A 21,727-nucleotide genomic window follows, 5' to 3' on the forward strand; every position below is an offset into this window, starting at 1 on the left:
ATGTGAAAACCGGATTCGGCGCCGCATATTCCGCTAAGCAGGTAGCGGATGGCCGTGGCCCCCTGACCTGCCCTGGGTCATCTTCGGCCACGGACAGGACAGGGAGTCGTAGATGCCCCCGGAGATGCAACGGGTTGAGCCAACGGCGTCAACAGCCACCGGCCGGGCCAGGGTGAGCCGCCGTCGGACTGCCATCTTCCTCGCCGCCGACGCCCTCGGCTGGGTCGGCGGGTTCACGGTCGCGGGCTGGGCCAGGTACGAGATGGCCCTCACCGTCGACCAAGCGGTCAATGCGGTACTGCTCGGTGGCGGTGCCGCCGTGCTGCATGTCGGAGTCAGCGCACTGCGTCGTATTCGTTCCGGTCGTCAGCCTCTCGGCACCGTCGAGGAAGTCCGTGGACTCGCCGGCACCACCGCCACCACGGCCGCGATCGTCCTCGTCGCCCTCCTCTCGATGGGCGAACGCCCAGTGCCGGCCAGCACCCCCGTGATCGGTGCCGCACTGGCGCTGCTGCTGATGCTCAGCTGCCGTCTTCTGCACCGCCACCGGCGCGACCGCGCGATGCGACCCGATGCCCGCTCGGCCACCCCGGTGCTCCTCTTCGGTTTCGGCGAGGCCGGGCAGGGGCTGGTACGCGCGATGCTCAGCGACCCGAAGGGCCGCTACCTTCCCGTCGGCGCGCTCGACGACGATCCGGGCAAACACGACCTGCGCATCGCAGGTGTCCCGGTGCTCGGCGGCCGGCAGCACCTCGTCGAGGTGATCGAGCGCACCGGCGCCACCACTGTCATCTTCGCCGTGGCGAACGCCGACGCCATGCTGATCCGGGAGGTGCGGGAGGCGACCCTACGCACGGGGGCGGCGTTCAAGGTGCTGCCGCCGGTCCGGGAGTTGGTGGATCACCGGATCACCGTCAGCGACGTACGGGACGTCCAGATCAGCGACCTGCTCGGCCGCCGGCAGGTGGTCGGCGACCTGACCCTGGACGACAACGGGCTGACCGGTCGACGTGTTCTGGTCACCGGTGCCGGGGGTTCGATCGGATCGGAGCTGTGCCGGCAGATCATGCGCGCCAACCCCGGTGAGCTGATGATGCTGGACCGGGACGAGTCGGCCCTGCACAGCCTCCAGATGTCGCTCACCGGGCGCGCGCTGTTGGACGGCCCCGAACTCATTCTCGCCGACCTACGGGACGACGAAGGTGTACGCCGCATCATGCGGGAGCGCCGCCCCGAGATCGTCTTCCACGCGGCCGCGTTGAAGCATCTGACCCTGCTGGAACGCCACCCGGGTGAGGCGGTCAAGACCAACGTCTGGGGGACGCTCACCGTCCTGGACGCCTGCCGGGATGTCACCCGCTTCGTCAACATCTCCACCGACAAGGCCGCCAACCCGATAAGCGTGCTCGGCTACTCGAAGCGCATCACCGAGATGCTGACCGCGCACGCCGCCGCCACGTACCCGGGCACCTTCCTGAGCGTCCGGTTCGGCAACGTCCTGAGCAGCCGGGGATCCGTGGTGACCGCCTTCCAGCGGCAGATCGAGGCGCGACAGCCCCTGACCGTCACCGACCCGCACGTGACCCGGTACCTGATGACGGTGCAGGAGGCGGTACACCTGGTTCTCCAAGCGGCGGCCATCGGGCGCGGCGGGGAGGCCCTGGTCCTCGACATGGGCGAACCGGTACGGATCGACGATCTCGCCCGGCGCATGGTGGAGCAGGCGGCCAGCCCGGTCCCGATCGTCTACACCGGGCTACGACCCGGGGAGAAGCTGCACGAGGACCTGTTCGGCAAGGGGGAGGCGGACCGCCGGCCGCTGCACCCGCTGATCTCGCACGTGACGGTACCGGTCCTGGACCCCTTCGAGGTGAGTGGACTGGACCCGTTCGACGAACCCGACAAGGTCACCGACCAGCTAGCCCGGCTCTGCGGCATCCTGCCCGGTCCGTTCTCCGACCGCCGCACCGGGATCCCGCTGGCCCGCTGACGCCGTCGCAACCGGGGCCGGCGCACACCCCGCGTCGGCCCCGGTGCGAGCTGACGGAGCCTTCCCACCCGACCCGCCACCCGTCACAGCTGGCTCCGGCATCGACGCGGACAGCAACGACCCGCCCATCGACCGATTGACATCAATCACGCCACACCGAAAGCTCGCGCCTACAGGTCCTTCACCCAAGGAGGCGCGATGAGACCGAGACGACTGGCGATCGCCAGCGTGGTCACCCTGCTCGGCGCACTCGCATTAACCCCGCCGGCAAGCGCGAAGCCACCGTCCGAACCGGGCGCCCGCGACGGCCTGGAGGTCTACGTCGGCACGGTCGACGCGAAACAGCGGGACCAGCTACGCGCGGCGGGGGTCGACCTCGGCCACGACGCGAAGACCGACTCGACCGGCAGGACGACCGTCGAGACGGTGCTCAGTCGCCGGCAGGCGAAGCGGCTGACCGACCAGGGCGTCCCGTTGTCGGTGAAGAAGGTGCGCGGCAAGGACGCGTCACAGGCGCTGCGGGAGCAGGCGGCGGCGGGCTGGACGGCGTTCCGGCCCTATGGGGAGCCGGGCGGTCTGCGCGACGAGTTGAACGCCACGGCGGCCCGCTATCCCAAGCTGACCAAGGTGGAGACGATCGGCCGTACCCAGCAGGGCCAGCCGATCGTCGCCGTGAAGGTCACCAAGAACGCGCGGACCGTCGCGGACGGGAAGCGGCCAGCCGTGCTCTACGCCGGCGCGCAGCACGCCCGTGAGTGGATCACGCCGGAGATGACCCGTCGACTGATGCACCACGTGCTCGACAGCTACGGCACCGACCGGGAGATCACGAAACTTCTGGACACGACCGAGCTGTGGTTCCTGCCGGTGGCCAACCCGGACGGCTACGACTTCACCTTCACCACCGGCAACCGGCTGTGGCGCAAGAACCTGCGGGACAACAACGGCGACGGGCAGATCACCTCCGGCGACGGCGTGGACCTCAACCGCAACTTCGCCTACAAGTGGGGGTACGACAACGAGGGCTCGTCACCGGAGCCGAACAGTGAGACCTACCGGGGTCCGGGCCCCAACTCGGAGCCGGAGACCAAGGCCCTGGACCAGCTCTTCAAGCGGGTCGGGTTCGAATTCTTCGTCAACTACCACTCGGCGGCCGAGCTGCTGCTCTACGGGATCGGCTGGCAGGTGAGCACCCCCAGCCCGGACGACGAGATCTACAAGGCGATGGCCGGGGACGACGCGCACCCGGCGGTGCCCGGTTACGACCCCGACATCTCCGCCGAGCTGTACACGACCAACGGTGACACCGACAGCCACGCCACCGTCCGGTACGGCGCGCTGGGCTTCACCCCCGAGATGTCCACGTGTGAGGCCGCCTCGGCGGTCGACCCGGACGACGAGTGGCGCCCGGAGGACTGCGTCAGCGGCTTCATCTTCCCCGACGACGAGACGTTGATCGCTGGTGAGGTGCGCAAGAACCTGCCGTTCGCGCTCGCCGTGGCCAAGTCGGCGGCGCACCCGGACGAGCCGGTGTCGGTGGTCGGCCGGAGCACCCCGGACTTCGTGGTGGACGCCTTCGACACCTCGTACGGGCGCACCCAGCAGGTCGCCGCCATCACCCGGCGGGCGCTGAAGAACGTGAAGATGCACTACACGGTCAACGGCGGGCGACCGAAGACCGTCGCGGTCCGCGAGTGGCGCGGGGGCGAACGGTACGGCGACACTCACGACGACTACTACGCGGAGCTCCGCGGCACGGTCGGCGGCACGAAACCGGGTGACCGGGTGGAGGTCTGGTTCACCGGCAACAAACCCCGGTCCGGGGTGGTCGCCAGCGAACACTTCACCTACCAGGTGCACACCGACATCGGCGGCGACGTGCTGGTCCTCGCGATGGAGGACGTCACCGGCCTCAGCCCGACACAGACCGGCACCACCGCCAAGTACGCCGACGAGGTCGCGGCATCGTTGAGCGCCGCCGGCCGCAGCAGCGACGTGTACGACTTCGACGCGATGGGCCGCAAGGCGCCCCATCCGCTGGGCGTGCTGTCGCACTACAAGGCGGTGGTGTGGGAGACCGGCGACGACGTGATCATGCGCTCCCCCGGCCAGGTTGCCGGCACCGCGGCCAAGGCGGCGCTGGACACCGAACTGGCCGTGCGGGACTACCTCAACGAGGGTGGCAAGCTCCTGGTCAGCGGCCAGTACGCGCTGTACGCCCAGGGCGCCAACGGTTCGTACGTCTACCACCCGGACGCGCCGCCGGAGTGCACCAACGCCGACGATCCGGCCTGCCTGCCGCTGCTGAACGACTTCCAGCAGTACTGGTTGGGAGCGCACACCTACGTCAGCGACGGCGGTACCGCGCCGGAGGGAGAGCCGTTCCCGGTCGCCGGCCGCGACGGCACGTTCACCGGCTTCAACGGGCAGCTCAACGCGGCCGGTTCGGCGGAGAACCAGGGGCACACCGCGTCGTTCCTGGCCACGTCGAGTTTCCTGCCGCCGGACGAGTTCCCGCAGTTCGCCAGCTCCGCGCCGGTGGGCTGGACTCGACCGGGCGGCGCACCGTTCGACCCGCGTACGGGTGAGTGGTACCTGTACAGCGGGCAGGCCAACGAGTCGTACAAGCGGCTCACCCGCACGGTGGACCTCAGCGGGGCGACCAGCTCAGAGCTGCGCTTCTTCACCTCGTACGAGATCGAGCAGAACTGGGACTTCCTCTTCGTCGAGGCCCACGAGGTGGGCAGCGACAACTGGACGACACTGCCGGACGTCAACGGCAAGACCAGCACGGTCACCGGGGAGAGCTGCGCCTCGGGTTGGGGCCAGCTGCACCCCTTCCTCGCCCACTACCAGGGCGCGGGCTGCTCCCCCTCGGGGAGCACCGGAAGCTGGAACGCGGCGACCGGGACGTCGAGTGGGTGGAAGGAGTTCGTGGTCGACCTGACCGCGTACGCCGGCAAGCAGGTCGAGGTGTCAATCACGTACGCCTCGGACTGGGGGGCCCAGGGGCTCGGGGTCTTCCTGGACGACGCCCGGGTAATTGTCGACTCCGCGACCGTGGCGGAGACCTCGTTCGAGTCCGCCGACCTGGGCGGCTGGACGGTGGCCGGGCCGCCGGCCGGCTCCGGCGGCAACGCCAACGACTGGTCGCGCAGCCAGCAGGCGTTCGAGGAGGGCTCCGTGGTGGTCACCGGGGACACGGTGTACCTGGGCTTCGGGTTGGAGGGCCTCTCCCCAGCGACCCGCGATGACCTGGTCGCCCGCTCGTTGACCCACCTCACCGGTCAACGCCGCCCCTGACGGCGGCGAGGTGCGCCGGCGGTCCACGGACCGTCGGCGCACCTTCGGCGTACGCCGGGTGCGCCCCGCACCGATGTGATGAGCTGGACGGGTGTCGGGGCTGGGACTTGTGCTGCACCCCACCCGGGATGTCACCGAGGTGGTCGAAATCATCGAACGGTGGGCGACGCGTCACCGCAAGACGCTGTACGTGTCCGAGGAGGACCAGCACCGCGTCCCGTCCTCTGTCGAACCGGTGCCGGCGGACCAGGTGGCATCCCGCGCCGACGCGTTGATCAGCATCGGCGGTGACGGCACGATGCTGGGTGCGCTGCGCTCCGCCGTCCGCGACCCGAAGCCGGTGCTCGGCGTACACCTGGGTCGTCTGGGGTTTCTGGTCGAGATCGAACCGCCGGGACTGCCCGACGCGCTGAGCCGGCTGCTGTCGAAGGACTTCACCGTCGAGTCGCACGCGTGTCTCGCCTGCGACGTGTGCGGTGACGACGTCGTCGCATTCAACGACATCGCGCTGGTCCGCCAGCCGGGCGCCGGTTTCGTCAGCGTCACGCTCGCCATCGACGGCCAGCAGTACGGCTACTACCGCAGCGACGCCGTGGTGGTCAGCACCCCGATCGGTTCGACGGCGTACAGCTACGCGGCCGGCGGTCCACTGATCTCCCCGGCGGCGGACTCGGTGGTGATCACGCCGGCCGCGCCGATGGCCGGTATCTCCCGTGCCGTGGTGCTCTCCCCGGACGAGAAGATCCGGTTGGAGCTACAGCCCAACTCGTCGCCGGTCGTCGTGGAGATGGACGGTCTGGTCTTCCGCGACGCGGCGACGGAGGGGGCGGTGGACATCTCGTACCGCCGCGACGCCGGCCTGGTGGTCCGCTTCGACCCGCTGCGCTACCAGGAGCGCAACCAGTTGAAGATGACCCTGCTCGACCTGCCGTTCCTCCCCGAGCAGCTCCGCGAACTACTCCCCGAAGAACTCCGCCGCCGCAGCCAGGAACTCCCCCCACCCGCCGACCCCCCACCCTGCTGACCCCCCACGCCCCCACCCCCCGCGCCCCCCACCCCCACCACCCCTGCCGCGCCCACCACCGCACCTGCCGCGTGATCAAGAGGTTTGCGTCACGACACGCCGGGCGGCGTGACGGAAACCTCTTGATCAACGCGGCCGGAGGGGTCAGGCCTGGGTCAGGGCCTGGTCTACCAGGGTTTTGGCTTCTTTTTGGATCTTCTTCAGGTGGTCGGGGCCCTGGAAGGACTCGGCGTAGATCTTGTAGACGTCTTCCGTGCCCGAGGGACGGGCGGCGAACCAGCCGGACTTCGTGCTGACCTTCAGGCCACCGATCGGGGCGTTGTTGCCGGGGGCGGTGGTGAGGGTCGCGGTGATCGGCTCGCCGGCCAACTCCGTGGCGGTGACCTGATCCGGGTTGAGCTTGGCGAGCACGGCCTTCTGCTCGCGGGTGGCCGGGGCGTCGATCCGGGCGTACGCGGGGGCGCCGAACCGCTCGGCCAGCTCCGCCCAGTGCTCGCTCGGGCTGCGCCCGGTGGTGGCCAGGATCTCGGAGGCCAGCAGGCAGAGCAGGATGCCGTCCTTGTCGGTGGTCCAGGTGGAGCCGTCACGGCGCAGGAACGACGCCCCGGCGCTCTCCTCGCCACCGAAGCCGACCGCCCCGTCGAGCAGGCCGGGCACGAACCACTTGAACCCGACCGGCACCTCCAACAGCGGCCGACCCAGATCGGCGGCCACCCGGTCGATCATCGAGGACGAGACCAGGGTCTTGCCGACGGCGGCGGCCGGCCCCCAGTGGGCGCGGGTGCGGAACAGGTGCCCGATCGCGACCGCCAGGAAGTGGTTGGGGTTCATCAGGCCGCCGTCGGGGGTGACGATGCCGTGCCGGTCGGCGTCCGCGTCGTTGCCGGTGGAGATCTGGTAGTCGGCGCGGGCGGCGATCAGCGACGCCATAGCGTTCGGCGAGGAGCAGTCCATCCGGATCTTGCCGTCGCCGTCCAGGGTCATGAACCGCCAGGTCGGGTCGACCGTCGGGTTGACCACCGTCAGGTCCAGCCGGTGCCGCTCGGCGATCTCACCCCAGTACGCCACGCTGGCACCGCCCAGCGGATCGGCGCCGATGCGGATGCCGGCGTCACGGATGGCGTCGATGTCGATCGCGGCCGGCAGGTCGTCGACGTAGTGCGCGAGGAAGTCGTACTCCCCGGTGGTGTCGGCGGCCCGGGCCCGCGCGTAGGTGATCCGGCGGACCTCCTTGAGCCCGGCGGCGAGGATGCTGTTGGCGCGGTCCTGGATCCACCGGGTGACGTCGGTGTCGGCGGGCCCGCCGTTGGTCGGGTTGTACTTGAAGCCGCCGTCGTCCGGCGGGTTGTGCGACGGGGTGATGACGATGCCGTCGGCGAGGCCGCTGGTACGACCCCGGTTGTGAGTGAGGATCGCGTGCGACAGCGCCGGCGTGGGGGTGTAGCCGTCGCGGCTGTCCACCAGCACGGTGACGCCGTTGGCGGCGAGGACCTCGAGGGCGTCCACGGCGGCCGGCGCGGAGAGCGCGTGGGTGTCCCGGGCGAGGAACAGCGGGCCGTCGAGGCCCTGCTCCCGCCGGTAGTCGCAGAGCGCCTGGGTGACCGCGACGATGTGGTCGGAGTTGAACGCGTTGCGCAGGCTGGAGCCGCGGTGACCGGAGGTGCCGAAGGAGACCTGCTGCGCCGGGTCCGCGGGGTCCGGATGCTCGGCGTAGTAGGCGGTCACCAGGCGCGGCACGTCGACCAGGTCGGCGGGCTCGGCGGGCTGGCCGGCACGGGGGTGGGTCACTGCGGGATCCTCCTCGGTGTGTGCGGGTCGGTCACGGCTCGACCTTCTGGCCCTTGCCGATGACCACGATGCCGTTGTCGGAGACGGTGTAGCGCTGGCGGTCCTTCTCCAGGTCGACGCCGATCTCGACGCCCTCGGGGACGAACACGTTCTTGTCCAGGATCGCCCGTCGGACCACCGCGTGTCGGCCGATCTCGACGCCCTCCATCAGCACCGAGCCCTCCACGTGCGCCCACGAGTGCACCCGGACCTTCGGCGACACGATCGAGTTCTCCACCAGCGAGCCGGAGATCACCACGCCGGGCGAGACCATCGAGCCGACCGCCCGGCCGACCCGCTCACCCCACTGGTGGACGAACTTCGCCGGCGGCCACGGCGGCTGCTCGGTGTAGATCGGCCAGTCGAAGTTGTAGAGGTTGAACACGGGGTGCACGTTGATCAGATCCATGTGCGCGTCGTAGAACGAGTCGAGCGTTCCCACGTCCCGCCAGTAGCCCCGGTCCCGGTCGGTGCTGCCCGGCACCTCGTTGTCGCGGAAGTCGTAGACGTTGGCCTCGCCCCGCTCGACGAGCATCGGGATGATGCTGCCGCCCATGTCGTGCTTGCTGCTCTTGTCGGCGGCGTCGCGCTCCACGGCCTCGCACAGGGCCCGGGTGGTGAAGACGTAGTTGCCCATCGAGGCGTAGATCTCGTCCGGCGCGTCCGGCAGGCCGACCGCGTCGGTGGGCTTCTCGCGGAACGCGCGGATCTTCCGGCCGTCCTCGCCGACCTCGATGACACCGAACTGGTCGGCCATCGACAGCGGCTGGCGGATGCCGGCGACGGTCACCGCGGCGCCGGAGGCGATGTGGTCCTCCACCATCTGCCGGGGGTCCATCCGGTAGATGTGGTCGGCGCCGAAGACGATCACGTAGTCGGGCTGCTCGTCGTTGATGAGGTTGAAGCTCTGGTAGATGGCGTCGGCCGAGCCGGCGAACCACCACGGGCCGCGACGCTGCTGCGCCGGCACCGGGGTGACGTAGTTGCCGAGCAGCGTGGACATCCGCCAGGTCTTGGTGATGTGTCGGTCGAGGGAGTGGGACTTGTACTGGGTCAGCACGACGATCTTGAGATAGCCGGCGTTTGCCAGGTTGGAGAGGACGAAATCGACCATGCGGTACATCCCGCCGAACGGGACGGCCGGCTTGGCCCGATCCGTGGTGAGTGGCATCAGGCGCTTGCCCTCACCACCCGCCAGGACGATCGCGAGAACCTTGGCAGCCATGCCCCGACGCTATCCACCCGCGTGCCACTTCACCACTCGTACGGGGAGTCTTCTGCACTAGGGTGCGGGGTCATGACGGAACCCACCCCGCTGCGCGTCGACCTGCTCACCCGCGAGTACCCGCCGGAGGTCTACGGCGGCGCGGGCGTGCACGTCGAGTACCTGGCCCGGGAGCTGCGTCGCCTCGCCGACGTCCGGGTGCACTGCTTCGGCCTGCCGCGCACCGAGCCGGGCGTCACCGCGTACGCCGATCCGCCCGGCCTGACCGGCGCGAACGCCGCGTTGCGGACCATGGGCGTGGACCTGGAGATGGCCGCCGGCGCCGCCGGCACCGACGTGGTGCACAGCCACACCTGGTACGCGAACCTGGCCGGGCACACCGCGAAGCTGCTGCACGGGGTGCCGCACGTGGTGACCGCGCACAGCCTGGAGCCGCTGCGGCCGTGGAAGGCCGAGCAGCTCGGCGGCGGCTACGCGCTCTCCTCGTGGATCGAGCGCACGGCGTACGAGTCGGCCGACGCGATCATCGCGGTCAGTGGTGGGATGCGCGGCGACGTGCTGACCGCGTACCCGCAGATCGACCCGGCGAAGGTCCAGGTCGTCTACAACGGCATCGACACCGTGCAGTACGCCCCGGACTCCGGCACCGACGTGCTCGACCGGCTCGGCATCGACCCGGCGCTGCCCAGCGTCGTCTACGTGGGCCGGATCACCCGGCAGAAGGGCCTGCCCTACCTGCTGCGGGCCGCCCGGGAGCTGCCGGCGGACACCCAGCTCGTGCTGCTGGCCGGCGCGCCGGACACGGCGGAGATCGCCGCCGAGGTCGAGGAGCTGGTGGCCGAGCTGCGGGCCAACCGCTCCGGCGTCGTCTGGGTGGCCGAGATGCTGCCCAAGCCCGAGGTGATCCAGGTGCTCACGCACGCGACGGTCTTCGTCTGCCCGTCGGTGTACGAGCCGATGGGCATCGTGAACCTGGAGGCGATGGCCTGCGAGACGGCCGTGGTGGCGACCGCCACCGGCGGCATCCCCGAGGTGGTGGCCGACGGCGACACCGGGCTGCTGGTGCCGATCGAGCAGGCCACCGACGGGTCGGGGACGCCGCTGAAGCCGGAGACGTTCGTGGCCGACCTGGCGGCGGCGATCAACGCGCTGCTCGCCGACCCGGCGCGTACCGAGCGGTTCGGCCTGGCCGGTCGACGGCGGGCGGTCGAGCACTTCTCCTGGGATGCCGTCGCGCGGCAGACCCTGGACGTGTACCGCTCCGTCGGCGGGCGCTGACGACATGCGGTACGACGAACTCGAAGCCGCGATCCTCGCACTCGTGGTCGCGGCGGGCGACGACGACCTGCGCGCGTTCGGCCTCGACACGGTCACCCGGCTGACCCGGGACGATCTGCTCGACACCGCCGTCGACGACGAGATGACCGAGGACGGGTGGGCGGCGCTCACCAGCGCCCGCAAGAACGTGCGGACGGCCGACGCGACGGAGCTGCGCGCGCTGCTGGTACGGATCGACGAGGGCATTCTCGCCGAGAGTGACCTCGATCAGGGTCTCCTGACGGCCTTCACCGCGCTGGAGCACTGGACCACCTACCTGGAGGAGAACGCGCGCGGGGAGATCTACGAGCTGGCCATCCGCTCGGTGGAGGAGGTCGACTTCCAGGTCTCGGCCGACCTCGACGACGTCCTCGCCACCCCGGAGATGGCCGCCGAGTACGCCCGGATCGAACGCCTGCTCACCGCCGGGCTCAAACCGCCGTCCCGGGAGGGGACTTGAGCAACGACGTCGCCTCGGCGCGGTAACCACCACGTCCGCCTCTAAGCGCGCTGGCCGCGATGCGGATCAGGTCGATGTTGACTCCCGCAGCGCCACTCGGATCGTGCACCTTCAGCTTCACGTCGAGGCTCACCGCCGTCTCACCCCAACCCCGCGCCTCGAGGTTGAGGTGGGCCACCTTCTGCGACGCGAGATGCGGGAGGTAGCCGAGCGGGGCGACCTCGACGCCGTTCGCGCCCGACAGGGCATTGAGCTTGGACTGCTTCTTGGTGTTGGGGTTCTCGACCAGGTTGCGGAAGTCCTCGGTGCCGCCCAAATTGACCTGGTAGGAGCTGTCCAGGGTGAGGCCCCGCTCCTGGAGCAGCCGCAGCAGCGCGTCGTGCAGTACCGAGGTGCCGAACTGACTGGCCAGGTCGTCGCCGAGCAGCGGCAGCCCGGCCGCCTCGAACCTGTCGATCCAACCTGGATCGCGTGCGACCGGGTCCGAGGTGGTGTTGATGAAGGCGACACCGGCCGTCTGAGCTGCCTCGGCGTACGCCTGAGCGGTTTCCGGCCGGCCGCTCGGCGCCGAGTAGAGCAGCACCTCCGCCTCGGCAAGCGCCGCCGCCACCCGCCCCACCCCGGTCGCGTCGACGAGGCCCTTCGTGACGGGCACACCTGCTCGGGGTAGGTCGCAGTTCAGTCGGGGGAAGTTGTTGGGCGGCAGGAAGATCGCCTCGGTCAGGTCCCGACCGATCTTCTCCTCGGAGGTGGCGAAGGCCGCCACGACGTCGATGTCGCCCACCCCGAGCCCGTCGATCATTTCTCTGCGGATTCCGACCAGGCTGCCGCTCTGGCGGTAGAGAGCCAGCCCCTGCACCAGCGCCGACGTGTTGTTGCCGACACCGACAACCGCAACCCTGACCCGTTTGATCATGAGCGGAGGCTACGCCATTTGTGATGAGTAGACGCCGATCGAGCGTCAGCCGGGACGGTCGCCGCGCAGCCGGTCCCGGCAGAAGTCCCGGAAGGTTCGGGGCGGGCGACCTGTCACGTCCGCGACGGTCGACGTCGTCCGGTCCTCCGCCCCTGCCGCTATCGCCGTGTCCAGGCTCGCGAGGAAGCGGGCGAAGTCCGGCGGTATGCCGTTCGCGGTGTGGCGGGCGGTCAGTTCCGCCGTGTCGATCGCACGGTGCTCGACCGGCCGGCCACCGACCTCGGTGAGGACGGCGGCGATCTCGTCGTAGCTCAGCGCCTCCGGTCCGGTGATGAGGTGGTCGGTGTTGTGCGGCGTCGGGTCGGTGAGAGCCCGCACCGCCACCTCGGCGATGTCGGCGGGATCGACGAAGCCGACCCGGGCGGTGCCGGTGGCGCTGACGATCTCGCCCTGCTCGCGGGCGCTGACGGCGTGCGGCTGCTCACCGACGAAGTTCTCCATGAACCAGGACGGCCGCAGTACCGCCCATTGCGCGAACAGCTCACCCAGCCGCGCGTGCACCAGACCCAGCCCGTGTCCGGCGGGCGGAATGGCCGAGGAACTGAGCAGAACCACCCGGCGGACACCGGCGCTACGCGCCCGTTCGAGGAAGGGCAGCATGACCGGCACCGGATCGACCTCGCCGACCGGGGGGATGGCGTAGATCGCGCGTACGCCGTCCAGCGCGTCCGGGTGGGTGGTCGGGTCGTACCAGTCGAAGCGGAACCCTCCGGTCGAGGGGTGTCGGCTGGCGATCCGGGTGGGGTGACCACGCTCGGCGAGCGTGGCGGCGACGATGCGGCCGGTGGTTCCGGTGCCACCGATGACCAGGATCATGAGCGCACCAGGCCGCCGCCGAGCAGTTCCTGGGCGGCGATCGGATCCCAGTAGTCGCGATAGCGCACGAGCCGCCCGTCGCGAATGGTCAGCACGGCGATGTAGCGCACCTCGTACGGCCGACCCGTGGCGACGACGACACCGGAGGCGGCGAACTCGACGACGACGACCTCTGGATCCGTGGTCTCGTGCACGGTTCGATCGTGGATCTCGCGGACGTCGAGCAGGGCCGGGTAGTTGATCAGGTAGTCGTGCAGCTCGGCGCGGCCGGCTACGCGGCGCGGCTGGCCGGGCGGCGCGAACGGCAGCTCCAGCACCGCGTCCTCGGCGAACAGCGCGATGAACCCGGCCATGTCCTTGGCGAGCAGCAGCTCCATGGCGCGATGGAACACCGCGGTGGGGTGGTCCGACATGATCTCGTCCTTTCGTCGTCCGGCACGGCCACGATAAGATTCGGACCGCCGGTCCGCTTCGACTATACGGACCGGCAGTCCGTTTGGCGAGAGGGGTGTCCGATGCGGGCCGATGCGCTGCGCAACAGGGAGTCGGTGCTGGCCGCCGCCGGGCGTCTCTTCGACGCCGCAACCGACCCCGACCAGGTGTCGATGGACGACATCGCCACCGCGGCCGGCGTCGGCAAGGGCACCCTGTTCCGGCGCTTCGGCGACCGCATCGGGCTCATCCGCGCGCTCTACGAGCAACGGGGACTGCGGTTGCGGGACGCGCTCGCGGTGTCACCCACCCGGCCGGCCGCGGAACAGGCCGTCGACCTGCTGCGGGCCATGCTGCGCTTCAAGCTCGACAACCGGGTGCTCACGCTGGCGCTGGAGAGCGCCGGAGGCGGCAGCCCGTACCGCAACGAGGCGTACGACCACTGGCACGCCCTGCTCGCCGGCCTCGTCACCGAGGCACGCGGCCCGCAGTCGGCGGACTACCTGGCCCACGCGCTGCTCGCCGCCGTCCGCAGCGACCTGGTCGAGCACCTGCGCGACTGGCCCGAAGCTCGGTGGCACGCGGGACTGGACGCACTTGTCGGCTCCGTACTCGGCGACGACGGGAAGACGATGTGACGGCGGTCAGGCGACACCGAGAGTGGTGGCGAGCTGAACGATGCCGGCTGGCGCGTCGGCGGACCGCCACATGACCGTGACCAGCTTTCGTACCGCCGGGCGGTCGTGCACCTCGCCGGGTGCGGTGCGTTCCGCGTCGAGCAGCGCCCGGCCAGCCCGAAGCATGTCGCCGGTCAGCGCGTAGGCGCGGGCCACATCGAGGAGGTACGCGGCACGGTGCTCGGGCGGCAGCCACCGCCACTCCTCGCCGGTTACCAGCCGCTCGTGCCGAGCCGAGGCCGTGGTGACGTCGCCAAGGGACGCCTCGGCCACCACTCGGGCGGCCTCGACCACCGCCCAGCCGGCGATCCCCGTGGCCTGGTCGAGCGCGCGGAGTGCGCGGGCCTGGTCCTTGCCACCCGCGGCGGCGAGCGCAGCCTGGATCAGTAGCACGCCTCGAAGCGCGCCAGCCGGAGAGTCGTCACCGGCCCGAGACACATCGATGTGTTCGGCGGCGACGAGCGCGGCGTCCAGGGCGGATCGTCGTCGACCACGAGATCGCAGGGCCTGACTCAGTGACACGGTGGCGAGGCCGACCAACTGCGGGTCGTGGGTCGCCAAGGCGACTGCCATTCCCCGGTCGGCGGCCAACCAGGCCAGGTCCCCCTGGTCGACCTTGACCAGCGCCAGGGCGATGAGCGCGTACACCGACACCAGCAGCGCGTCCGTCGCGCCGGGGCGAGCCGCGTGTGCTTCCCGGGCCGCGTCGAGCAGGCCGGGCAACAGTGCCAGCAACGCTGGGTACCGAGCGTGGCGATAGCTCTGCTCGGCATGCTCCAGCCGGGCCCGCAACTCCTCCGCCAGCGGCAGTCGGTCCGCGCCCGGTAGGTGGTACCGGGCCAGCGCCGCCCGTACCCCGTCCACCCCGGCCACGACCGGAGTCGGCCGCACTGGCCGTGCCGCCAACAGGACCTCCACGTCGATGCGCAACGTCTCGGCGACCTCCCGGAGGTTCGATACCCGCTCCAACCGGCGTACCCCACGCTCGACCTTGTCCACCCAACTCTTCGACTTGCCGAGCCGGTCCGCGAACTGCTGCTGCGTCATGTTGCGCCGCACCCGCCACTGGGCGACCCGGCGACCCACCGGCAGCTCGTTCACCGCCGGCCCGTCGCGCTCACCGCACGACCCCAAGAACAAACAACAGGAGTACGACCACAGCGATCACGAGTCCGTAGAGGTACTGCCGCCGGGTGAGCGACGCCCGCGCCGGGAGCGGCGGACAGGGCACCTGATCCCCGTCCGGCAGCCGAGGACGCGCACCGGCAACGGGATTGGCCGGTGGCAACGGCCCATCCGGCGAACGTTCATACATCGTGCCTCCTGACCAGCGCGATCGAGATGGCGAACATTGGGGAACGGCGGCTGACCGGACGATCGACCCGGGGCGGAAGCGACCTGCGGGCACTCCCGCCCCGGCTGGAGGCACTCCGTTGCTGACGAGAGAACCCCTACCCATCCCAACTTAGAAGGCACTGCCGTCACAGTCAACAGAGCATGCACGGCGAGTTACCCAGAGTGCGAAGATCGGTGCGCTGACGAGAGGTGGCGCCACCATGCCGCAAGCACCGCTGTACGAGCAGATCATCGATGACGTCGCTGCTTCAATCCGCAGCGGCACCCTCAAACCGGGCGACAAACTGCCGTCCATCGCCGAGATGCGTGAGCAGTACCAGTCGAGCGCGTGGCCTGTGCGTTACGCCCTTCGGATTCTCGAGGAGCGAGGCTGGATCGTCACTCGCCAGGGCAAGGGCTCGTTCGTCGCACCGAACCCGCCCGCCTGAGCCCGAGCACAACGTCGCTCCCTCGATCGTTGGCGGCTGAGCGGTACGACACGCCGAGCGCATTGCTGCCGAGGCGCCAACGATCATCGCCGCCCGAATGCCACCACGGGCCGCGCTCCAGAACCCCCCACCTGGCCCGTTCGTGTGTGCCACACGGTCTTGATCCACTCGCCTTCCGGGAAATCGCGGCATCGAACGCGCACTGACACCGCGGTTTCCTGTAACGCGAGTGGATCAAGGCGGGAGCGGCCGGTCAGATGGACGCCTCTACCCACCGAGCCGCGGAGATCCGCGCAACTTCGGGGAAACTGCTGTCTCAACGCGCTGCGATGCAGCAGTTTCCCCGAAAGTGAGCGGATCTTGGGTCGGGTGCCCACCGGGCGGGTGCTTGGCCGCGCGCGAGCCGATCTCGCACAGTAGGTTGGCGGGGTGACAGGACGGTTCCCGATCGAAGACGTCTCCCCCGTCGTCTCGTGCGGGCGGTACCCGGCCAAGGCGGTCGTCGACGAGCCGGTTCCGGTGTCGGCGCGCGCCTACCGGGAGGGGCACGACGCGCTGGGCTGCAACGTGGTGTGGGCCGGCCCGGACGGCGAGAAACGGCCGTTCACCCGGATGCGCCCCGGCGAGCCCGGCCAGGACCGTTGGCACGCCACGATCCGCCCGGACGCCGTCGGCGCGTGGACCTTCACGGTCGAGGCGTTCGGAGACCCGTACCTGACGTGGCAGAACGCGGTGACCAAGAAGATCGCCGCCGGGCAGGGCCCGGAGGATCTCGCCAACGACCTGGCCGAGGGTGCCCGGGTGCTGGCCGCCGCCACGGACCTGGTGCCGGCCGCCGACCGCGCGAGCGTCGCCGACGCGCTCACCGCCCTCGCCGCCACCGATCTGCCGTTACCGCAGCGCGTCGGGCCGGCGTTGGCCCTCGCCGACCTGCTCTGGGAGCACCCGGTGCGCGAGTTGGTGACGGTCGGTGACGCGTACACCCTCTGGGTTGACCGCAAGCGGGCCCTCTTCTCGGCCTGGTACGAGTTCTTCCCGCGCTCCGAAGGAGCAGCGGGTGGGCGCTCCGGCACCTTCGCCACCGCGACCGGGCGGCTGCCGGGCGTGGCCGCGATGGGCTTCGACGTGCTCTACCTGCCGCCGATCCACCCGATCGGCCGGGTCAACCGCAAGGGCCGCAACAACGCGCTCACCGCCGGACCGACCGACGTCGGCTCGCCCTGGGCCATCGGCGCCGCCGAGGGCGGCCACGACACGATCCACCCCGACCTGGGTACGCCGGCGGACTTCCGGGCCTTCATCGAGGCCGCTGCGGCGCAGGGCCTGGAAGTGGCGATGGACCTGGCGTTGCAGTGCGCGCCGGACCACCCCTGGGTCACCGAGCACCCGGAGTGGTTCACCACCCGGGCCGACGGCAGCATCGCGTACGCGGAGAACCCGCCGAAGAAGTACCAGGACATCTACCCGGTCAACTTCGACAACGACCCGGAGGGCATCCGGGCCGAGGTGCTGCGGGTCGTGCTGCACTGGGTGGGCGAGGGTATCCGGATCTTCCGGGTGGACAACCCGCACACCAAGCCGTTCGACTTCTGGCACTGGCTGATCGCCGAGGTCAAGAAGGTCGACAAGGACGTGCTGTTCCTGGCCGAGGCGTTCACCCGGCCGGCCATCATGCACGGGCTCGGCAAGATCGGCTTCACGCAGTCGTACACCTACTTCACCTGGCGCACGACGGCCGCGCAGATGCGGGAGTACTGCGAGGAACTGGTCGAGTCGGCCGACCACATGCGGCCCAACTTCTGGCCGAACACGCCGGACATCCTGCACGAATCGTTGCAGCACGGCGGCCCGCCGATGTTCAAGATCCGGGCGGTGCTGGCCGCGCTGCTCTCCCCCTCCTGGGGCCTGTACGCGGGCTACGAGCTGTTCGAACACGTGGCCCGCCCCGGCGCGGAGGAGTACCTGGACAACGAGAAGTACGAGCTGCGTCCCCGCGACTGGGCCGCCGCCGAGGCGCAGGGCCGCTCGCTCGCGCCGTTCCTGACCACCCTCAACCGGGTACGCCGCGACAACCCGGCGCTGCACCAGCTCCGCAACCTGCAATTCCACGAGATCGACAACCCGGCGCTGCTCTGCTGGTCGAAGCACGACCCGGAGACCGGCAACACGGTCATCGTGGTCTGCTCGTTCGACTCCCGCGAGGTGCAGTGGGGCAACACCACGCTCGACATGCCCGCGCTCGGGTTCGACTGGCACGAGCGCTTCACCGTGTACGACGAGCTGACCGGCACCAGCTACGACTGGGGGCAACGCAACGCGGTACGGCTCGACCCGTACCTGCAACCGGCGCACGTGCTGACCATCCGCCGCCCGACGCCGCCCGCCGTGCCCGAGCCGGCCGGCGTCGAACCGGCGGATCTCACCGTCGCCGACGTGCCGGACGAGCTGTCCGGCGGCACCGCGCCGACGACCCCGGCCACCGAGCCACCGCCTCCGGCCACCGAGCCACCGCCTCCGGCCAGCGTCGGAGAGCCCCCGGCCAGCGTCGCAGAGCCCTCGGCTACCCAGCCGTCGTCCCCGCCCACCGCGCCGCCGGCGACCGCGCTCCCGACTCCGACTACCGCGCCGCCCGCCCCGGCTACCGCGCCGCCCGCCCCAGCCACCACGACGCCGCCCCCGGCCGCCGCGCCCTCTGCCCCGGCCGCCGCGCCATCTCCCCCGGCCGCCGAGTCACCTGCCCCGGCTGCCGAGCCATCTCCCCCGGCCGCCGCGCCCTCTGCCTCAGCCGCCCCGCCATCTGCCCCGGCCGCGGCGGCGGCGACCCCGGCCCGCAGTGCGGCGACGCCGGCCACCCTGGCGTCCCGCGCCGCGGCCCGTGCGGCTGCCGCCCAGTCCTCGGACGGCCGCCCGTCCGCGCCCCACCCGGCTGCCACCCGCCCGTCCCGCCCCGCGCCGACCGCTCCCGCCTCGAAGGACGACCGATGGACCAGCTGATCACCGGTGTGACGCACGACCCGCACGCGCTGCTTGGCGCGCACCCCGCCGAGGGGTCGACCACGATCCGCACGATGCGCCGGGGCGCGGGTGACGTGGCGCTGCTCGTCGGCGACGACCGGCACCCGATGAAGCGGGTGCACGACCTGGGCATCTTCGAGGCGCAGGTCGAGGGCAACGTGCTCGACTACCGGGTGGAGGTCGACGGCACCACGCACGACGACCCGTACCGCTACCCGCCCACCCTCGGCGAGCTGGACCTGCACCTCATCGGCGAGGGCCGCCACGAGCGGCTGTGGGAAGCGCTCGGCGCGCGGGTCTTCGACGAGGGCGTGGCGTTCAGCGTCTGGGCGCCCAACGCCCAGGGCGTCCGCGTGATCGGTGACTTCACCGGCTGGGGCGCGGACGACGGCTGGCCGATGCGCTCGCTCGGCTCCAGCGGAGTGTGGGAGCTGTTCGTCCCCAACGCGCGGGTCGGCGCCCGCTACAAGTACCGGGTGCTCGGCGCCGACGGGAAGTGGCGGGACAAGGCCGACCCCCTGGCGGCGTACGCGGAGGTGCCGCCGGCCACCGCGTCGGTGGTGCACCACTCGACGTACCGGTGGAACGACGCCGACTGGCTCGCCCGGCGGGCCGAACGGCGGCCGCACCAGGAGCCGATGAGCGTGTACGAGGTGCACCTCGGCTCGTGGCGGCCCGGCCTGGGTTACCGCGAGCTGGCCGACCAGCTCACCGCGTACGTCACCGAGCTGGGCTTCACGCACGTGGAGTTCCTGCCCGTGATGGAGCACCCGTTCGGCGGCTCCTGGGGCTACCAGGTGACCGGCTACTACGCGCCGACGTCCCGCTTCGGCGACCCGGACGAGTTCCGCCACCTCGTCGACGCCCTGCACGCCGCCGGCATCGGCGTCATCCTCGACTGGGTGCCCGCGCACTTCCCGAAGGACGAGTGGGCGCTCGCGCGCTTCGACGGCACCCCGCTGTACGAGCACCCCGACCCCCGTCGCGGCGAGCACCCGGACTGGGGCACGTACGTCTTCGACTTCGGCCGCCGCGAGGTGCGCAACTTCCTGGTCGCCAACGCGCTCTACTGGTGCGAGGAGTTCCACGTCGACGGGCTGCGCGTCGACGCGGTCGCCTCGATGCTCTACCTGGACTACTCCCGCGAGGCGGGCCAGTGGACGCCCAACCAGTACGGTGGTCGGGAGAACCTGGAGGCCATCGCGCTCATGCAGGAGGTGAACGCGACAGTCTACAAGCACCACGCCGGCGTCGTGATGATCGCCGAGGAGTCCACCGCGTGGCCGGGAGTCACCCAGTCCACCGCCGGCGGCGGGCTGGGCTTCGGCTTCAAGTGGAACATGGGCTGGATGCACGACACCCTGCTCTACACGTCGAAGGACCCAATCTACCGCCAGCACCACCACCACCAGCTCACGTTCTCCCTGGCGTACGCCTGGAGCGAGAACTACGTGCTGCCGATCAGCCACGACGAGGTCGTGCACGGCAAGGGATCGCTGGCCGGCAAGATGCCCGGCGACACCTGGCAGCGCCTCGCCAACGTCCGGGCGCTCCTGGCGTACATGTGGGCGCACCCCGGCAAGCAACTGCTCTTCATGGGCTCCGAGCTGGCCGACGACCGGGAGTGGAGCGAGGAGCGCGGTCTCGACTGGTACCTGCTGCACGACCCGGCCCGCGCCGGCGTGCAGCGGCTCGTCGGCGACCTCAACCGCGTCTACCGGGACACCCCGGCGCTCTGGGCGCAGGACACCGAACCAGCCGGGTTCCGGTGGATCGCCGGCGACGACGTCGCCAACAACACCGTCTCCTTCGTCCGGATCGCCCCGGACGGCTCGACGCTGGTGTGCGTGGCGAACTTCTCCGCGCTACCGCTGCACGACTACCGGATCGGCCTACCGGCCGGCGGCACCTGGACCGAGGTGCTCAACACCGACGCCCACCACTACGGCGGTTCCGGGGTGGGCAACCTGGGCGAGGTGCACGCCCAGGACGTGCCCTGGCACGGCCTGGTCGCCTCGGGGGCCCTCCAGGTCCCCCCACTGGGCGTCATCTGGTTGCTTAAGAAATAGCTTGCTGAAGCGGCTGGCTCATAGGCAAGACGGACGCTCGACATCCCCGATGTGTCATGCCCTTCTGGGATGCCGAGCGTCGCCATAGAGCGACCGAGCGTCCTTCGCCCGGCCTGAACCCTTTTCCATCTCTCGCGAGTGACCAGGGCAGGCGCCTGCGAAGCCGCGACACAGACACCATCTGCCAGGACGGCAGCGCCGGTTAGCATCTCGTTTGGTGCCCGCAGCACAATTGCCGAGTTTATCCCACTCCTGACACTACGGTACGTCCTATTGGGCGCCTTGCCGGCCTCGCGCCCGAGACCAAGCGGAGCACTCCTTCTTTTCGGCTTCAGGCTTTGACCGGGTGGCTGGGGGACTCCCCACTCGGGGAGCCCCCAGCCGGGGACGATCAGTAGCTCACCAGGAGCTAGCTACAGGGGCTACGACCACAGGCCCGAAAGCCTCCGCGCCGCCCAAGACCGATGGTTGAGGAATGTACCTGTCCTATCGGTTACGGAAGCTGCAGGTGTCTCTTAAAAGGTGCTGCAATATAATCATGCTTCGACCTGGATCGATAAGCCCTGACTGCCCTACAGCTAATCTTGTGGTGTCACGCGCAAGCAATATCGCCGCCACCCATCCGATGACTAATACGATCGCGGCTATGAAGAACAGGATCAACACCAACGGCTCAGCTAGCTGCTTGAGACCATCAATCCCCGCCATTAAAACCAGAATGACCATTGATGGCAATATCGCAAGTGAAGTTCGCAAGCTCCACACCGCCAATCGCCACCTCAATGTTCGAACAATAGCTTTCAACTCTTCCA

The 21,727-nt window shown here is 70.1% G+C and carries 15 protein-coding genes and 1 pseudogene; 9 read left to right on the top strand and 7 right to left on the bottom strand.

Annotated elements, in window-relative coordinates; genetic code table 11:
* Positions 1-112: 112 nt before the first annotated feature.
* From AB0I89_RS04460 to AB0I89_RS04470, 3 genes are all read left to right on the top strand, one after another.
* On the top strand, positions 113-1,990 hold the full coding sequence (locus AB0I89_RS04460; protein ID WP_357120003.1) for a nucleoside-diphosphate sugar epimerase/dehydratase: 1,878 nt from the start codon (positions 113-115) through the stop codon (positions 1,988-1,990).
* Between the two features lie 198 nt (positions 1,991-2,188).
* The gene (locus AB0I89_RS04465; protein WP_357120006.1) at positions 2,189-5,293 is read left to right on the top strand and encodes a M14 family zinc carboxypeptidase; all 3,105 of its coding nucleotides are present in this window, start codon (positions 2,189-2,191) and stop codon (positions 5,291-5,293) included.
* A gap of 91 nt (positions 5,294-5,384) precedes the next feature.
* The gene (locus AB0I89_RS04470; RefSeq protein WP_357120009.1) at positions 5,385-6,317 is read left to right on the top strand and encodes an NAD(+)/NADH kinase; all 933 of its coding nucleotides are present in this window, start codon (positions 5,385-5,387) and stop codon (positions 6,315-6,317) included.
* A gap of 144 nt (positions 6,318-6,461) precedes the next feature.
* On the opposite strand, the gene pgm is transcribed toward AB0I89_RS04470, so the two are convergent.
* On the bottom strand, positions 6,462-8,105 hold the full coding sequence (gene pgm / locus AB0I89_RS04475; RefSeq protein ID WP_357120012.1) for a phosphoglucomutase (alpha-D-glucose-1,6-bisphosphate-dependent): 1,644 nt from the start codon (positions 8,103-8,105) through the stop codon (positions 6,462-6,464).
* A 31-nt stretch (positions 8,106-8,136) separates the two neighbouring features.
* On the bottom strand, positions 8,137-9,369 hold the full coding sequence (gene glgC, locus AB0I89_RS04480) for a glucose-1-phosphate adenylyltransferase (protein ID WP_278138510.1): 1,233 nt from the start codon (positions 9,367-9,369) through the stop codon (positions 8,137-8,139).
* Between the two features lie 72 nt (positions 9,370-9,441).
* Between glgC and glgA the strand changes: the two genes are divergently transcribed.
* Both glgA and AB0I89_RS04490 read left to right on the top strand, forming a co-directional pair.
* A complete protein-coding gene (gene glgA, locus AB0I89_RS04485) occupies positions 9,442-10,647 on the top strand; it encodes a glycogen synthase (RefSeq protein WP_357120016.1) in 1,206 nt (401 codons plus the stop codon).
* 4 nt (positions 10,648-10,651) lie between these two features.
* A complete protein-coding gene (locus AB0I89_RS04490) occupies positions 10,652-11,146 on the top strand; it encodes a hypothetical protein (protein WP_357120019.1) in 495 nt (164 codons plus the stop codon).
* Here the strand turns inward: AB0I89_RS04490 and AB0I89_RS04495 are convergent.
* Genes AB0I89_RS04495 through AB0I89_RS04505 form a run of 3 tightly spaced genes read right to left on the bottom strand, consistent with a single transcriptional unit; the run spans position 11,118 to position 13,351 of the window.
* The gene (locus tag AB0I89_RS04495) at positions 11,118-12,062 is read right to left on the bottom strand and encodes an inositol-3-phosphate synthase (protein ID WP_357120022.1); all 945 of its coding nucleotides are present in this window, start codon (positions 12,060-12,062) and stop codon (positions 11,118-11,120) included. The two genes, AB0I89_RS04490 and AB0I89_RS04495, sit on opposite strands and share 29 nt — an antisense overlap.
* Positions 12,063-12,107: 45 nt before the next feature.
* Positions 12,108-12,938, bottom strand: coding sequence for an ergot alkaloid biosynthesis protein (locus AB0I89_RS04500; protein ID WP_357120025.1), 831 nt, complete (start codon positions 12,936-12,938; stop codon positions 12,108-12,110).
* A complete protein-coding gene (locus tag AB0I89_RS04505) occupies positions 12,935-13,351 on the bottom strand; it encodes a nuclear transport factor 2 family protein (protein WP_357120028.1) in 417 nt (138 codons plus the stop codon). The genes AB0I89_RS04500 and AB0I89_RS04505 overlap by 4 nt, the downstream gene beginning before the upstream one ends.
* A 102-nt stretch (positions 13,352-13,453) precedes the next feature.
* Here AB0I89_RS04505 and AB0I89_RS04510 point away from each other — a divergent pair, with 102 nt between their 5' ends.
* Positions 13,454-14,008 carry a helix-turn-helix domain-containing protein gene (locus AB0I89_RS04510; RefSeq protein ID WP_357120031.1) on the top strand — a complete coding sequence of 185 codons (555 nt, stop codon included), beginning with the start codon at positions 13,454-13,456 and terminating at the stop codon, positions 14,006-14,008.
* Positions 14,009-14,014: 6 nt separating this feature from the next.
* On the opposite strand, the gene AB0I89_RS04515 is transcribed toward AB0I89_RS04510, so the two are convergent.
* Positions 14,015-15,148 (bottom strand): helix-turn-helix domain-containing protein, encoded by a 1,134-nt coding sequence (locus tag AB0I89_RS04515; RefSeq protein ID WP_357120034.1) that lies wholly within the window; start codon positions 15,146-15,148, stop codon positions 14,015-14,017.
* Between the two features lie 455 nt (positions 15,149-15,603).
* Here AB0I89_RS04515 and AB0I89_RS04520 point away from each other — a divergent pair, with 455 nt between their 5' ends.
* The 3 genes and pseudogenes from AB0I89_RS04520 (at position 15,604) to glgB (ending at position 20,915) form a co-directional block, all read left to right on the top strand.
* A complete protein-coding gene (locus AB0I89_RS04520) occupies positions 15,604-15,831 on the top strand; it encodes a winged helix-turn-helix domain-containing protein (RefSeq protein WP_355618591.1) in 228 nt (75 codons plus the stop codon).
* 429 nt (positions 15,832-16,260) lie between these two features.
* Positions 16,261-18,315 (top strand): annotated as a pseudogene (locus tag AB0I89_RS04525) (maltotransferase domain-containing protein); the annotation flags it as partial.
* 497 nt (positions 18,316-18,812) lie between these two features.
* Positions 18,813-20,915, top strand: coding sequence for a 1,4-alpha-glucan branching protein GlgB (gene glgB / locus AB0I89_RS04530; protein ID WP_357120039.1), 2,103 nt, complete (start codon positions 18,813-18,815; stop codon positions 20,913-20,915).
* Positions 20,916-21,401: 486 nt separating this feature from the next.
* Here glgB and AB0I89_RS04535 read toward each other — a convergent pair whose 3' ends face one another.
* Positions 21,402-21,641, bottom strand: coding sequence for a hypothetical protein (locus AB0I89_RS04535; protein ID WP_357120042.1), 240 nt, complete (start codon positions 21,639-21,641; stop codon positions 21,402-21,404).
* Positions 21,642-21,727: the final 86 nt, after the last annotated feature.

This window comes from Micromonospora sp. NPDC049801 (assembly GCF_040656575.1).
In the GTDB taxonomy this organism is placed as follows: domain Bacteria; phylum Actinomycetota; class Actinomycetes; order Mycobacteriales; family Micromonosporaceae; genus Micromonospora.